At 59.5% G+C, this 13,198-nt stretch carries 13 protein-coding genes; 5 read left to right on the forward strand and 8 right to left on the reverse strand.

Annotation, left to right across the window (positions count from 1 at the left end; all coding sequences use genetic code 11):
• Positions 1 to 2: 2 nt before the first annotated feature.
• The 4 genes from nuoK to LJD29_RS02460 are packed head-to-tail and all read left to right on the forward strand — an operon-like array spanning position 3 to position 5,248.
• Positions 3 to 308 carry an NADH-quinone oxidoreductase subunit NuoK gene (gene nuoK / locus LJD29_RS02445; RefSeq protein WP_512701059.1) on the forward strand — a complete coding sequence of 102 codons (306 nt, stop codon included), beginning with the start codon at positions 3 to 5 and terminating at the stop codon, positions 306 to 308.
• Positions 305 to 2,260, forward strand: a complete 1,956-nt coding sequence (nuoL, locus tag LJD29_RS02450; protein ID WP_446744169.1) for an NADH-quinone oxidoreductase subunit L — start codon at positions 305 to 307, stop codon at positions 2,258 to 2,260. Before nuoK ends, nuoL begins: the two co-directional genes overlap by 4 nt.
• A 22-nt stretch (positions 2,261 to 2,282) precedes the next feature.
• Complete coding sequence (locus tag LJD29_RS02455; protein WP_446744170.1) at positions 2,283 to 3,782, forward strand: complex I subunit 4 family protein; 1,500 nt, start codon at positions 2,283 to 2,285, stop codon at positions 3,780 to 3,782.
• Positions 3,779 to 5,248: an NADH-quinone oxidoreductase subunit N gene (locus LJD29_RS02460; RefSeq protein WP_446744171.1), complete on the forward strand. Its 1,470-nt coding sequence runs from the start codon at positions 3,779 to 3,781 to the stop codon at positions 5,246 to 5,248. Before LJD29_RS02455 ends, LJD29_RS02460 begins: the two co-directional genes overlap by 4 nt.
• A gap of 256 nt (positions 5,249 to 5,504) precedes the next feature.
• On the opposite strand, the gene LJD29_RS02465 is transcribed toward LJD29_RS02460, so the two are convergent.
• From LJD29_RS02465 to LJD29_RS02495, 7 genes are all read right to left on the reverse strand, one after another.
• The gene (locus tag LJD29_RS02465) at positions 5,505 to 7,253 is read right to left on the reverse strand and encodes an arylsulfatase (RefSeq protein ID WP_446744172.1); all 1,749 of its coding nucleotides are present in this window, start codon (positions 7,251 to 7,253) and stop codon (positions 5,505 to 5,507) included.
• A gap of 94 nt (positions 7,254 to 7,347) precedes the next feature.
• Positions 7,348 to 7,797 carry an RES family NAD+ phosphorylase gene (locus LJD29_RS02470; RefSeq protein ID WP_446744173.1) on the reverse strand — a complete coding sequence of 150 codons (450 nt, stop codon included), beginning with the start codon at positions 7,795 to 7,797 and terminating at the stop codon, positions 7,348 to 7,350.
• Entirely contained in the window at positions 7,794 to 8,243 is a 450-nt protein-coding gene (locus LJD29_RS02475) for an Xre family toxin-antitoxin system antitoxin (protein ID WP_446744174.1), read from the reverse strand. The genes LJD29_RS02470 and LJD29_RS02475 overlap by 4 nt, the downstream gene beginning before the upstream one ends.
• A gap of 117 nt (positions 8,244 to 8,360) precedes the next feature.
• Positions 8,361 to 8,663, reverse strand: a complete 303-nt coding sequence (locus LJD29_RS02480; protein ID WP_446744175.1) for an ATP synthase F0 subunit c — start codon at positions 8,661 to 8,663, stop codon at positions 8,361 to 8,363.
• A gap of 127 nt (positions 8,664 to 8,790) precedes the next feature.
• Positions 8,791 to 9,534 (reverse strand): F0F1 ATP synthase subunit A, encoded by a 744-nt coding sequence (atpB, locus tag LJD29_RS02485; protein WP_446744176.1) that lies wholly within the window; start codon positions 9,532 to 9,534, stop codon positions 8,791 to 8,793.
• Positions 9,535 to 9,564: 30 nt separating this feature from the next.
• Positions 9,565 to 9,990: an ATP synthase subunit I gene (locus LJD29_RS02490; RefSeq protein ID WP_446744177.1), complete on the reverse strand. Its 426-nt coding sequence runs from the start codon at positions 9,988 to 9,990 to the stop codon at positions 9,565 to 9,567.
• 8 nt (positions 9,991 to 9,998) lie between these two features.
• Positions 9,999 to 10,238, reverse strand: a complete 240-nt coding sequence (locus LJD29_RS02495) for an AtpZ/AtpI family protein (RefSeq protein ID WP_446744178.1) — start codon at positions 10,236 to 10,238, stop codon at positions 9,999 to 10,001.
• A gap of 228 nt (positions 10,239 to 10,466) precedes the next feature.
• Between LJD29_RS02495 and lysS the strand changes: the two genes are divergently transcribed.
• On the forward strand, positions 10,467 to 12,089 hold the full coding sequence (gene lysS / locus LJD29_RS02500) for a lysine--tRNA ligase (RefSeq protein ID WP_446744179.1): 1,623 nt from the start codon (positions 10,467 to 10,469) through the stop codon (positions 12,087 to 12,089).
• Between the two features lie 353 nt (positions 12,090 to 12,442).
• Here lysS and map read toward each other — a convergent pair whose 3' ends face one another.
• Positions 12,443 to 13,186 carry a type I methionyl aminopeptidase gene (gene map, locus LJD29_RS02505; RefSeq protein WP_446744180.1) on the reverse strand — a complete coding sequence of 248 codons (744 nt, stop codon included), beginning with the start codon at positions 13,184 to 13,186 and terminating at the stop codon, positions 12,443 to 12,445.
• Positions 13,187 to 13,198 lie beyond the last annotated feature (12 nt).

Here is a 13,198-nt window from a genome sequence, read left to right on the forward strand (position 1 = left end):
CCATGCTGGTTCCGATCTCCTATTACCTTGTCCTGAGCGCGATCCTGTTCTCGATCGGTGTTGCCGCGTTCCTTATCAAGCGCAACATCATCACCATCTTCATGTCGATTGAGCTCATGCTCAATGCCGTGAACCTGAGCTTTGTTGCCTTTGCGCACCACTGGCACCAGGTGAGCGGACAGATCTTCGTATTCTTCGTGATGGTTGTCGCCGCGGCGGAAGCTGCCGTGGGCCTCGCCATCATCATTGCCATCTTCCGTACGCGGAACACTCTCGACGTCGACAAGATCGACCTGATGAAACTATGACCGATTCGCTACATCTCTGGCTGATTCCGATTGTTCCCTTCGCCGGATTCCTGGTGAATGGTCTGGTGGGCCGCAAGCTGCCCCGGGCGCTGGTAAGCGCCATTGCCTTGATCGCAACCCTGATTCCCTTCCTGCAGGTTGCGAATATCTGGTTCCACTTCTCCTCGATCTCCAAACCCTACGTTGAAAACCTGGGCTCATGGATCGTGGGAGGGGCGTTCCACGCGGACTTTGCACTGCAGCTCGATCAACTGACGATGATCATGCTGCTTATCATTACCGGCGTAGGCTTCCTGATCCATGTCTACTCGACCGGCTACATGGCGCATGAAGACGGATACTGGCGGTTCTTTGCCTATCTGAACCTCTTCATGTTCTTCATGCTCACGCTGGTGCTGGCGGAGAACTTCCTGCTGATGTTTGTCGGCTGGGAGGGTGTGGGTCTCGCTTCGTACCTGCTGATCGGCTTCTACTTCCTGCGCGATTCGGCTGCACAGGCCGGTAAGAAGGCCTTTGTCGTCAACCGTATCGGCGACTTCGGCTTCCTGCTGGCGATGTTCCTGATGATTTCGCACTTCGGCTCGCTGAGCTACCACGATGTGTTCGCAGTCGTGGCGCAGCATCCGGAGTGGCAGGGCGGCTTCATCACGGTGATTGCGCTCTTCCTGATCCTGGGCGCTACCGGTAAATCGGCACAGATTCCGCTTTACATCTGGCTGCCGGACGCGATGGAAGGCCCGACGCCGGTCTCCGCTCTGATTCACGCGGCTACGATGGTCACCGCGGGCATCTACATGGTCGCCCGCACCCATGCCATCTTCGACCGTTCGCCCTTCGCGCTGAGCACGCTGGCTATCATCGGCGCAGCGACGGCATTCTTCGCGGCGACGATCGGCATCGTGCAGACGGATATCAAGCGCGTGCTGGCCTACTCGACCGTCTCACAGCTTGGCTACATGGTCATGGCGCTGGGCGTTGCGGCTTACTCCTCGGCGCTCTTCCACGTTCTGACCCACGCCTTCTTCAAGGCGCTGCTCTTCCTCGCAGCCGGTTCGGTGATCCATGCCGTGAGCGGCGAGCAGGATATGCGCGTGATGGGCGGCCTCTGGAAGAAGATTCCGATCACTTTCGTCACGATGACTGTCGGCGTAGTAGCGATATCAGGCATTCCACCTTTCGCCGGCTTCTTCTCGAAGGACGAGATCCTCTACCAGGCGTTCATTTCGCCGAACGGCGGCAAGATCCTCTGGTTCGTCGGACTCGTCACCGCCTTCCTGACCTCGTTCTACATGTTCCGCCTCTGGTACATGACCTTCTTCGGTGAGAACCGCACGCCGGAAGCGAAGCATGACGATCACAGCCACGGTCACTCGCATGGTATCCATGAGAGCCCGCTGGTGATGACCGTTCCGCTGATGATCCTGGCGGTGCTTTCAGCGATTGGCGGTTTCCTTGGCGTTCCTGAAGGTATGTGGGGACATAACGAGATCGGCCATTTCCTCGGGCCGATACTCGACCCGGCATCGCGTGTCGTGGGTGAAGGTCCGGAGCTTGCACTGGCGGGGCTTTCGGTTCTCGTCGGACTGGCCGGATGGGCCATGGCTCACTACTTCTACTACATGAAGCCTGAGCTTCCCGCGAAGCTGGCGCAGCAGTTCAGCGCAGTACACCGGCTGCTCGAGAACAAGTACTGGATCGATGAGATTTACGAAGGCCTGATCGTTACGCCGCTGCTGCTGGTTTCGCGCTATGTCCTGAAGGGACTGATCGATACCGGCATCATCGACGGCGCAGGCATGGCTGCCGGCGGCACGGCCCAGGGTCTGGGCGCGCTGGTGCAGCGTGTGCAGTCCGGCAATATTCGTTCCTATGCAGGCTGGCTCGCCTTTGGCGCGGCAGTCCTGCTGGTTGTGACTTACTTCGGATTTACAGCGCACTTTTCCGTGAGATAACCGAGATATAAGGACGCTATCAGTGCTGACCGACTCTATCCTGACGCTTACCACCCTCGTGCCCGCCGCGGGCGCGGTGGTGGTAACACTGCTGCCGCGCAAAGGCCGCGCCGTACAGTGGTGGACCCTGCTTGTATCGCTTGTCACCTTCGGCCTGACGTTACACCTGCCTTTTCATTACGTGTACGGCCAGACCGGATTCCAGTTTGAAGAGAATTACTCCTGGATCCAGAACCCTGCGATCCGGTATCACCTTGGCGTAGACGGTATTTCGATGTGGCTGGTGGTGCTGACGGGCTTCCTGTCCGTGCTCGGCACCCTGGCGTCGTGGAAAGCGATCAAAAGCCGCACCAAGGAGTACTACTTCCTCTTCCTGCTGCAGCAGACGGCAATGATTGGCGTCTTCGTTTCGCTGGACATGTTCCTCTACTACGGCTTCTGGGAGCTTTCTCTGATCCCGATGGCGATCCTGATCGCCATGTTCGGCCGGGAACGCGGTCCGCGCACGGCGCTGAAGTTCTTCACCTACACCTTCATCCCTTCGGCGCTCTTCCTGGTGGCGATCCTGTGGCTTTACTCGAAGACGGGCACCTTCGACTTCGTGCAGCTGCAGGCGGCGCTCAGCGCCAACCACTCGCTGCTGACTGCAAAGGAACTCTGCTGGATCTCAACCGCGTTCCTCTTCGCCTTCGCGGTCAAGGTTCCGGTGTTTCCGCTGCATGGCTGGCTGAGCGACACGATCTTCGAGGCTCCTACCGCCATGGCGATGGTTGTCGCCGGCAAGCTGGGCCTCTACTCGATCCTGCGCTTCAATCTGGGCCTCTTCCCTGCGCAGGCGCGGGAAGTCGCTCCGTACATGATCGCGCTCTCCGTGATCGGCGTACTCTACGGCGCGCTGATTGCACTGGTACAAAAGGATGTGCGCCGCCTGATCGGCTACTCCATCCTGAGCCACCTGAGCTTCTGCACGCTGGGCATCTTCTGCTTCGCGCTGGCAGGGCTCGACGGCTCGGTCTACCAGATCCTGAACCACGGGCTCTCCGGCTCGGCGATCCTGATCCTGGCCGGCTTCCTCTACGAGCGCTACGGCACCTACGACATGGCGCAGTACGGCGGCCTGGCGGCGAAGATGCCGTGGATGGCCACCCTGTTCGTTATCACCTCGTTGTCGCTGGTCGGCCTGCCGATCCTGAACGGCTTCGTGGGCGAGTTCCTGATCCTGAGCGGCAGCTTCCCGCATCATGAAGTGTGGGTCGCCTTCGCGACGCTGGGCGTGATCCTGGGCGCGGCCTACATGCTCTGGATGGTTCAGCGGATCTTCTACGGTCCGCAGTCGACGATGGTAGTCAACCGTTCCTTCCCCGATCTTGGCTTCCGCGAGCAGATTGCCCTGTGGCCTGCCGTGATCCTGATGCTGGTGATGGGCGTCGCTTCGCCCTACTGGATGCGCGCGATTGACGGCGCAGTCAGCAACCTGGCCGATACTGCTGCACACACTGTTTCTTATCTGGAGACGCGATGAATACAGTACCCCAGATTTTTCGCATTCTCCCTGAAGTGATTCTGACGGTTACCGGCGTTCTGATCATGCTGATCGAGCCGGTGATGCCGAAGTCGGCAAGCCGTAAATCGATGGGATGGCTCTCCGTGCTTGGCACGCTGGCCGCGCTGGGCGCAAGCCTCTGGCAGTATCAGCTGCCTGTGGGAACGGCTTACTTCGGCACCATCCAGACGGATGCCTTCAGCGTCTTCTTCCACGTGCTCATCTGCTCGATAGTGCTGGTGTCGCTGCTTGCGGCCATCAGCTCGGCTCCGCGCGAGATGGACACGCTGGGCGAATACTTTGGACTGGTTGTCTTCGGTGCTGTAGGCATGCTGTTCATGACCTCGGCCGTAGAACTGCTGGTGGTCTTTATCGGCCTTGAGATCTCGTCGATCTCGACCTACATTCTTGCGGCCTTCCGCCGCAAGAGCGCCAAGGGCCCGGAAGCCGGCATCAAGTACCTGCTGCTCGGCTCTTTCGCCACAGCGTTCTTCCTTTACGGCATCGCGATGCTCTTCGGCGCAACCGGCACGACCGTGATCAGCCAGATTGCCGACCGTCTCGGCTCGAGCCACCTGCCGCTCCTGGCAGTCGCCGGACTGGGCATGATCCTGATCGGCATCGGCTTCAAGGTTTCGGCGGCTCCCTTCCAGGTGTGGACGCCGGACGTTTACGAAGGCTCGCCTTCCCCGGTGGTCGGCCTGATGTCGACCGCTCCCAAGGCCGCGGCCTTCGCGGTTCTGCTGCGCATCCTCTACGGCGCGCTGCCGACGCTGCATGAGTACTGGGTGCCGCTGCTCTGGTGGCTCTCGGCGCTCTCGATGACTGTGGGCAACCTTGGCGCGCTGCGCCAGCGCAACGTCAAGCGCCTGCTGGCGTACTCCTCAATCGCGCACGCGGGCTACCTGCTGGCGGCCTTCACGGCTCTTTCGGCAGACGGCATTGCGGCGGCCAGCTTCTACGCCGTCACCTACGCGGCCATGAACGTAGGCATCTTCGCCGTGGTCAGCTATGCGGGCGGATACGACGATCGCCTCACGCTGATCGAAGACTATCGCGGACTGGCTTACCGCGCTCCCGTCATGGGCGGCGCGATGGCCTTCTTCCTGATGTCGCTGATCGGCATCCCCTTCACCGGCGGATTCTTCGGCAAGTTCTATGTCTTCTCTGCAGCCCTGCACTCGGGATTCCTGTGGCTGGGCATCATCGGCCTGCTGAACAGCGGCATTGGCGCTTTCTACTATCTGCGGCTGATCGCGGCTCTCTATTCGAAGCCGTCCGAAGCGGCTCCGCTTAACCAGATTCCGCGGCCCAGCTTCGCGCTGCTGCTCGGTGTCTTCCTCACTGTGGCTGCGACGCTGATCCTCGGTATCGTTCCGGGACGCGTCCTGGCGATGGCCAAGGCTGGGGCGGCGACGTTCTATTCGGTCAGCGCTTCGAAGTAGTTTCAAATAAGCAGGTGAAAGGCCTCCGAGAAATCGGAGGCCTTTCACTTTTGGCTCAGTGGCTAAAGCCCCTCTCTTCTTGTCTACTTCTACGGCACGGTTGAAGCCGTGCCCTGATACAAACCACACGTCGATCAGATCTGTGGTTGTCATCCCGAACGACACGAGAGATCTGGAATTTGTGGTGAGTCGAGATCTCGAGAGCAGATTCCTCGTTTTACTCGGAATGACAATCCTAATGAAACGGCGGGTGCGATCATGACCGGTCGTGCTTGAGGTACTCGGGCAGGCCCAGGCCACCGTTGCGCTGGCCAGGAGGCGTCTCCGGCATGGGCCAGGGCTGTGCTCCTACTCGGTGCGCCCATGCCCTGTACGCTGTCTGCAGGCGTGCTACCTGGTCGGGGAATTCATCGGCCAGATTGTGCGTTTCCGTCCGGTCGGCCTCCATGTCGTAGAGCTCCCAGTTGTTCGGGAAGGCCGACACCAGCTTCCATTTGCCATCCCGGACAGCGCAATTCCCTTCGTGCTCCCAGAAGAGCATGCCTCGGTCAGCAACGGCTCCGCCACGGAAGACCGGGGTCAGGCTTTTACCTTCAGGAGGCGGAGGAGGCGTGCCGGCAATGGTTGTCGTGGGATACGAAACTCCGCTGACGGCCAGGCAGGTTGCCATGATGTCGATCTCGTGACCGAGCTGGTGCGTAATCGCTCCGCGTGCGTGGATGCCTCTCGGCCAATGCGCGACCAGCGGCGAAGAGATGCCGCCCTCGTGCGCGTAGTGCTTGTAGAGGCGAAAGGGCGTGTTGCTGACGTTGCCCCAGGGGCCACCGTAGCTCTGGAACGTAGTCGCCGGGCCGGGCATGATCTCGGGATTATTTCCGGAGACGACCGGCTTGCCATCCTTCGTCTTCTCGGGGATGAAGATCGGGCGCTTCGCGCCTTCGGCCAGCGGTCCGATCTCTTCGTAGTTGCCGCCGTTGTCGACCATGAAGAAGATCAGCGTGTTCTCGAGCTGGCCCATCTGTTCGAGCTTGGCGACGATACGTCCGATGCCCTGGTCAAGCCGGTCGACCTGCGCGGCGTAGACGGCCATGCGCTCGGCCTCCCAGTCCTTGTACGAAGCGCGGGGCCAGTCGGGCACGCGGGGATCGCGCTCGGTGAGCGGCCACTCCTTCTTGAGCAGGCCCATTTCAAGCTGCTTCGCGTGACGCGATTTGCGGTGGGCGTCCCATCCGTCGCGGTATCTCGCTCGATACTTCGCGACCGTCTCCTCGGGAGCCTGCAGCGGCCAGTGGGGCGCGTTGAATGCCGCATAGAGAAAGAAGGGCTTTTCCGTCTTCCCTGCTTCACCGAGGAACTCGACGGCGTTGTCGGCGATTCCGTCGGTGAAGTAGAAGTCGGGCGCGGTTTCGCGGATCGGCTTGTTGTCGCGCACCAGCGTGGCGGGGTCGTAGTAGTTCGCCGCTCCGGCGATGATGCCGTAGTAGCGATTGAAGCCGCGCTGCAGCGGCCAGTTCGACTTGTCGACGCCTGAGAAATCCGCATCGGGCTTCGCCCGCTCGTCGATAGGCGTCAGATGCCACTTGCCGGACATCATGGTGTGGTAGCCGCCAGCCTTGAGCGCCTCGGCGATGGTCACGCAGCCTTTCCAGAGGTTTCCGTCGTATGACGGGTAGGGATAGCGGCCGTGATCGTCGGTCATCATGCCCATGTGCGCCTGGTGCGAGTAGAGTCCGGACAGGAGCGCCGCGCGCGAGGGGCAGCAACGGGGAGAGTTGTAGAACTGGCTGAAGCGCAGTCCCTCGCTGGCGAGCCGGTCGAGTGTCGGCGTATCGATCTCAGAGCCGTAGCAACCAATGTCGGAATAGCCCATGTCGTCGGCGAGGATAAGAACGATGTTGGGCTTTTTCGTTGTGTCCTGCTGTGCGGCTTCAAGGGATGGCTGGGCTACGGAAACGGCCGCTGCGGTGAGCAACGAATCGCGCAGAAACTCTCGGCGGTTTTTCAATGGGGGCTCCCGGGGATTGACTGAAATGCAGGAACCAGTCTCGCTTGGGAGTTGAGGAGCTGTCCAATCGCCGCCGCACGTTCGGGAACGTCGTCTACGTTTTGAGCAGCCGCCTGCCGAACGGAAAGCGTCCGACAACCTGCGTATGCAGTCTTTTCACTTCTTCCAGACGAGAATTGAGCAGGCAATTTAGGGAGAGTGGAGCAACAACGGAAGGAACGAGGAGTGCCTCCTGCGACTTCTCAAGCCAGCTATTCCCGATCTGCTGTGTTGTAGCCAGATCGTGCTCCCAGTTCGATGGAAGTTCGCTCTCCGCTAGCTTATGGATGGCTCCGTCCGGCACATTCACCGAGAGAAGTTGATAGGTATCAGGCAAAAGGTCGTAGCTGGGCACATGCACCAGAATTTCCAGCAGGCACAGAGCAGGATGTTCGGAGAGATAGACGATCCGTCTGCCGGGACGGCGCGTGTGCCAGCGGCCATCCGCCAGCTCGCCGCCCATCCCTGTGAGATCCGCATGATTGCTGACCCGGTACAGGATCAAACGTAGATACCTTCATCGAGCTGATGGAGCATCTGGCGCACGACGTCGCCACCCGCTTCGCTCCGCAATAAGTCGAGAGGAGCACGGCCATCCAGTTGATGATTCTTCGCGCGGAGCCAGCCCAATGCCTTTTCGTGGTTCGCGAAGACCTCGTCCGCCAGGGATAAAATCCTGGTCAGACGCACCATCCTGTCTGACTCTTCGATGGAGAGCGGCTGCCGTTTCTGCTTCCTGTGCTTGAGGGTTCGGGCCGGGAGAACGAGCGTATGCACTTCTCCGAATGTCAGGCCCGCGTCCCGCAGATCATCGATCACCTTTACGGGCAGACCGCTCTCCACACGTTCGGCAACCTGAAACTGGCTGGAGTGCTTGCCAAAGATTGTCTCGAACAGACGTTCCCTGGCGGCTGAGGTTTTGTGAGCCGTTGCACGTGCGACCGTTGCCATTCGACCACCTCAGGTACATTATGCCACACTCAATGATGGCATATGCCACACTCGAAGAGAGGCAAGCAAAAGGCCTCCGGCTGTGCCGGAGGCCTTTTGCTTGCCACAAACTTCTGCTTACTTGGCCTTGAGGAAGATCACCACGAGCGTGAACAGGGTCAGCGACTCGATGAAGGCGAGGCCGAGGACCAGCAGCAGCTGGATACCGGCGCGTGCTCCAGGGTTGCGGGCGAGGGCTTCGACGGCCGAAGCGGTTGCCTTGCCCTGTCCGAGGCCGCAAAGACCGGCTGCGATGGCCATGCCGATACCGGCGCCGATCGGCACCAGGCTGGCGGCTCCGGTTCCACCGGTCTGCGCCATGGCGGGCATCGCCAGGCAGAGGACCGAGAGCATCATGAATACGAACTGAAGTTTGCGCATTTGTATCTCCTGCTTCACTTTCGAATTAATCCGTCAGTGGGTGGTTGAGGCTCACCGTGCTGGCCCCCTCACGCTCACGGCACCGGCAGTTGGGCGGCGGAAGCAGTCCGCCCGGCCGGAATCCTTTTTAGTGCGCCTCGTCGTGCGCTACAGCCTGCGACAGATAGATGAGCGTCAGCAGCATGAACACATAGGCCTGAATGAGCGCTACGCCGAAGTGCAGTCCCAGGAAGGCGATCGGCAGACCGATCGGTACCATCGAGAAGAAGACCAGTGTCAGCAGGTCGCTGGCAAACATGTTCGCGTAAAGACGGATGGTAAGCGACATGATGCGGGCGAGGTGCGAGATGATCTCGATCGGGAAGAGCAGCGGCGCCACCCACCAGATGGGGCCCATGAAGTGCTTTATGTAGCCGACCGGTCCCTGGGCCTTGATGCCGTGCCAGTTGTAGTAGGCAAAGGTCAGCAGCGCCACGCCGAGAGGAACTTCAGGCCGCGCGGTGGGCGTTTCAATGCCCGGCAACAATCCGAAGAGATTGCAACCCACGACAAAGAGCAGAACCGTCGTTACAAATGGCAGGAATGGCTCGTAGCCGTGGCCGATGATGGAGTCGGCCTGATTGGAAACAAATTCGTTGATCGATTCAGCGATGTGCTGGACGGTTCCCGGCTTCTCCACGTTCAGTGAGGCGCGGGCAGCGATGAAGAACAGGATCAGACCGGTCATGACGACCAGCTCGAGCGTAAGGGCGTTGCCGATAGGCGCGTTCGGATGCGCGGGGTGGATGCCCATCTTGCCGAGCAGAGCGTCGACAGGGCCGGCGAAGAGCCGGTTCAGAAGTCCCGTGAGTGCGAGAAGGAGAGCCTGCATATGTCCCGTTTGGCGGTTGGAATCTTTGTCTCAGGAGCGCAGCAGGCGGACGGCCTCGAAGGTAAGAGCGATAACGGCCAACCCTAAACCTGCAATCAACGCGTAAAGCGATCCATGGAAACACCTTAGGGTAACATAAATGACCACGGCGGCGAGGGTGAGGCGGAGGAAAAACATGCCTACTACAAAGCCTGTCGACCGGGGCGCCTTTGCCTTGTCGAGCCGGGCGTTGATCAGGCCGATCAGCTGCTGCCACTCATACAATCCGGTTGCCGAAACCATCGCGCCTGCAAGCAGATAGACGCCGCTCTGCCAGCCGCCCAGCACGGTAGCGACAAGGAAACCGAGCACAGCGAGATAAGCTGTCGTGCGAATGGCGCGGCGCATGGCTGCCTTCAGATCGGCGTCAGAAAACTGGACGATCGGGTGAGTTTCAGGGGATGGCGTTTCGTTCATGGCTTCATTCATCGGAGGGCCTGTCGTACGGCTTCAAACAGACCGGCGATCGAGCCGAGGATGAGCCCGACGATGTAAATCCAGTTCTGGTGCAGCCAGTGATCCATCAGCGCGCCAAGGCCCCATCCGATAACCACGGCCGCGGGCAGCACGAAGGCGATCTGCGACAGGCGCTCGGCTTTGACGAGCGTCTGGAGACCTCCGTTGCGATCGGCTTTCTGGCCAGGTTTGGGGGTGGGCTTGCTCATGTCTTCGCCTTTTATACACCAATGGGTGTGTGGTGGGCTTTCGGCGTTAGTAGCTGTGCATGCCGTGCATTTTCACTGCAAAGACGCGAAGATCGCAAAAAGACACCAAGGTTGTCATTTCGAGCGTATGCGTCGCTGAGTGCAGATCCCTCACTTCGTTCGAGATGACAATTCTTAGGGTTACGCGAAAGCTATACTTGCTGAAACGATATTTCTGAAGGAAGTCCAGTGTTCGAGTCAGATTTCGAGCGGAATCTTTTCGCTCTTCGCCAGGATAAGCTCAAGCAGATCGAGGGTTTAGGCCAGGCCGCTTATCCCAATTCGTTCTCCGCTACCGGTACCATCGACGCCCTCCGCGCTCAATATGACAGCGCGACCGGGGAAGAGCTTGAGGCGAAACGCATCGATGTGGCTGTTGCGGGACGCATCATGGCGATCCGCGCCCAGGGCAAGGCTGGCTTTGCGCAGCTGCAGCAGAACGGCAAACGGCTGCAGATCTACGTCCGCAAGGACGCGGTCGGCGACACCCTCTTTGAGCTGTACAAACTGCTCGACCTGGGCGACCACATTGGCGTCTCCGGATACCTGTTCCGTACGCGCACGGGCGAGCTGAGCATTCACGTCGAGACGATTACCTTCCTGGCGAAAGCCATGCTGGCGCTGCCGGAGAAGTATCACGGCATGTCCGATATTGAGCTCCGCTATCGCCGCCGGTATGTCGATCTGTTCGTGAATCCTGTCCTGAACGAAGAGGCTGATGCCGCCGAGGGTGAGGCTGCGCCGGTACCGGACGCGAATAAACCTGAGCCGGTACGCGTGCGCGATGTCTTCATCAAACGCGCGAAGGTGATGCAAGCTCTGCGCAAGTTCTTTGACGGCCGCGGCTATGTCGAGGTCGAAACTCCGATGATGCAGCCGGTGGCCGGCGGCGCGGCGGCGAAGCCCTTCACGACGCATCACAATGCGCTCGATCTCGATCTTTACCTGCGCATCGCTCCGGAGCTTTACCTGAAGCGCCTTGTCGTTGGCGGCATCGATCGCGTGTATGAGATCAATCGCAACTTCCGCAACGAAGGCATCTCGACGCAGCACAATCCTGAGTTCACAATGCTCGAGTTTTACCAGGCGTACGCGAACTATCACGACCTGATGAAGCTTACCGAGGAATTAGTGACGTTTGTCGCGAATGAGGTGAACGGGACGACTGTCACTACCTTTAACGGCGTCCAGATCGATCTGGCAAAGTGGCGGCGTTTCTCGATGCGCGAGGCTATTTTGGAGTTCTGGCCAGATTCCGCTGGGGCAAAGCCTGCTATGACCGACTTTGCAACTGAGGAATCTGTTGTGGCCGTGGCGAACCGCCTGCGTGCGGCGAAGATTCATGTCGACTACAAGCCCGGAGAGCCGGTTGGCAAAACGATTGCCACTATCTTCGAGACCGTTGCAGAAGAGCACCTAATTCAGCCGACGATCATCTATGACTTCCCTCTCGCCGTGTCTCCTCTGTCGAAGCAGAAGCCGGAAGAGCCGGACTGGGTGGAGCGCTTTGAGTTCTACATCGGCGGATTTGAAGTGGGCAATGCCTTCAGCGAGCTGAACGATCCTGAAGAGCAGCGCAAGCGCTTTGAGCAGCAGCTTACGGAGCGCGAACGTGGCGACGATGAAGCGCACCAGATGGATGAAGACTACGTCCGAGCGCTTAGCTACGGACTGCCTCCGACTGGCGGCGAAGGCATCGGCATCGATCGCCTGACCATGGTGCTGACCGGTGCGAGGTCTATCCGCGATGTCATTTTGTTTCCGCTACTGCGTCCGCAGAAGGCGAAGCTGGAAGAGACGGAGGCGGATTAGTCCGTCTGGATGTTTTGTACCAGGACGCGCCTTTCGCCGGGCCGTTTTCGAACGAGAATAAGGGCTTCAACTCCGGTAGGACTGCAGGGGCTGAAGCCCTTATTTCTTTTGAGCATTTGCGGCATGGCTGAAGCCATGCCCTGATACAGAGCCCGATGCACGGTCATGCGCGGCGGGATTTGTGTGTGTGGCTAGATCGGAGTCCGCCAGCGTCGGCGCGAAATAAGCAGCCTGGACGCTTTGTATCAGGAAACGTCTTTAGCCATGCCGTTTTAGAAAGAAACAAAAGCGCCTTCAGCCGCTTTCTTCTTAACTGAATGTTGTCAGGGCTAAAGCCCTGACCTACCTTTGACTCAGGCAGCAGTCAGCAGCAGCGGTTCGGCCTTGGTGATCATCATCGTGTGCTCATAGTGGGCGGCGAGTCCGCGGTCCGATGTGCGCATGGTCCACTGATCCTGAGCGAGGTAGGCTCGTCCGGATTTTGCGGCGATGATCGGCTCGATGGTGATGATGAGCCCTTCTGTCAGCATGTCCTTCGAACGTGGGTCGTGATAGTTCGGCACACTTGGCTCTTCGTGGATGGTGCGTCCGATGCCGTGCCCGCAGAGTTCGCGCACGACATGGAAGCCATGGGCGCGCACTTCCTTCTCTACCGCCTTGCCGATCTCGGAGACGCGGTTGCCCGCGCGCGCGACCAGGATTGCCTGCTCAAAGGCTTTTTTCACGCAATCGGCAAGCTTGCGGCCGATGATGGATTGATTTCCGATCACGACCGTTTCGCAGGCGTCGGACATGAAGCCGTCTTTTTCGATTGTCACGTCGAGCTTGAGTACATCCCCGTCGCGCAGCTTTCGCTTGCCTGGAATTCCGTGGACGATTTCGTCATTCACGCTGATGCAATTGGTTCCGGGGAATCCGTAGACGAGCGACGGCGCGGACTTTGCATCGTGCGCACGCATAACACCGGCGCCAATCTCGTCGAGCTCTGCCGTGGAAATACCCGCTTTCGCTGCGGATTTCATCGCTTCCAGCATGAGGCGGACGACACGTCCGGCAGCCTTCATCGCTTCCAGTTCTTCAGGAGTATTAATCGACATTCCGGGTATCTC

Origin of the sequence: Silvibacterium acidisoli (genome assembly GCA_022870745.1) — a bacterium.
GTDB lineage: Bacteria > Acidobacteriota > Terriglobia > Terriglobales > Acidobacteriaceae > Silvibacterium.

Coding starts and splice junctions, on each gene's coding strand:
- nuoL (WP_446744169.1), top strand. CDS start 305: ATGACCGATTCGCTACATCTCTGGCTGATTCCGATTGTTCCCTTCGCC.
- LJD29_RS02475 (WP_446744174.1), bottom strand. CDS start 8,243: ATGGCAACGGTCGCACGTGCAACGGCTCACAAAACCTCAGCCGCCAGG.
- nuoK (WP_512701059.1), top strand. CDS start 3: ATGCTGGTTCCGATCTCCTATTACCTTGTCCTGAGCGCGATCCTGTTC.
- LJD29_RS02460 (WP_446744171.1), top strand. CDS start 3,779: ATGAATACAGTACCCCAGATTTTTCGCATTCTCCCTGAAGTGATTCTG.
- LJD29_RS02480 (WP_446744175.1), bottom strand. CDS start 8,663: ATGCGCAAACTTCAGTTCGTATTCATGATGCTCTCGGTCCTCTGCCTG.
- LJD29_RS02490 (WP_446744177.1), bottom strand. CDS start 9,990: ATGAACGAAACGCCATCCCCTGAAACTCACCCGATCGTCCAGTTTTCT.
- LJD29_RS02495 (WP_446744178.1), bottom strand. CDS start 10,238: ATGAGCAAGCCCACCCCCAAACCTGGCCAGAAAGCCGATCGCAACGGA.
- map (WP_446744180.1), bottom strand. CDS start 13,186: ATGTCGATTAATACTCCTGAAGAACTGGAAGCGATGAAGGCTGCCGGA.
- atpB (WP_446744176.1), bottom strand. CDS start 9,534: ATGCAGGCTCTCCTTCTCGCACTCACGGGACTTCTGAACCGGCTCTTC.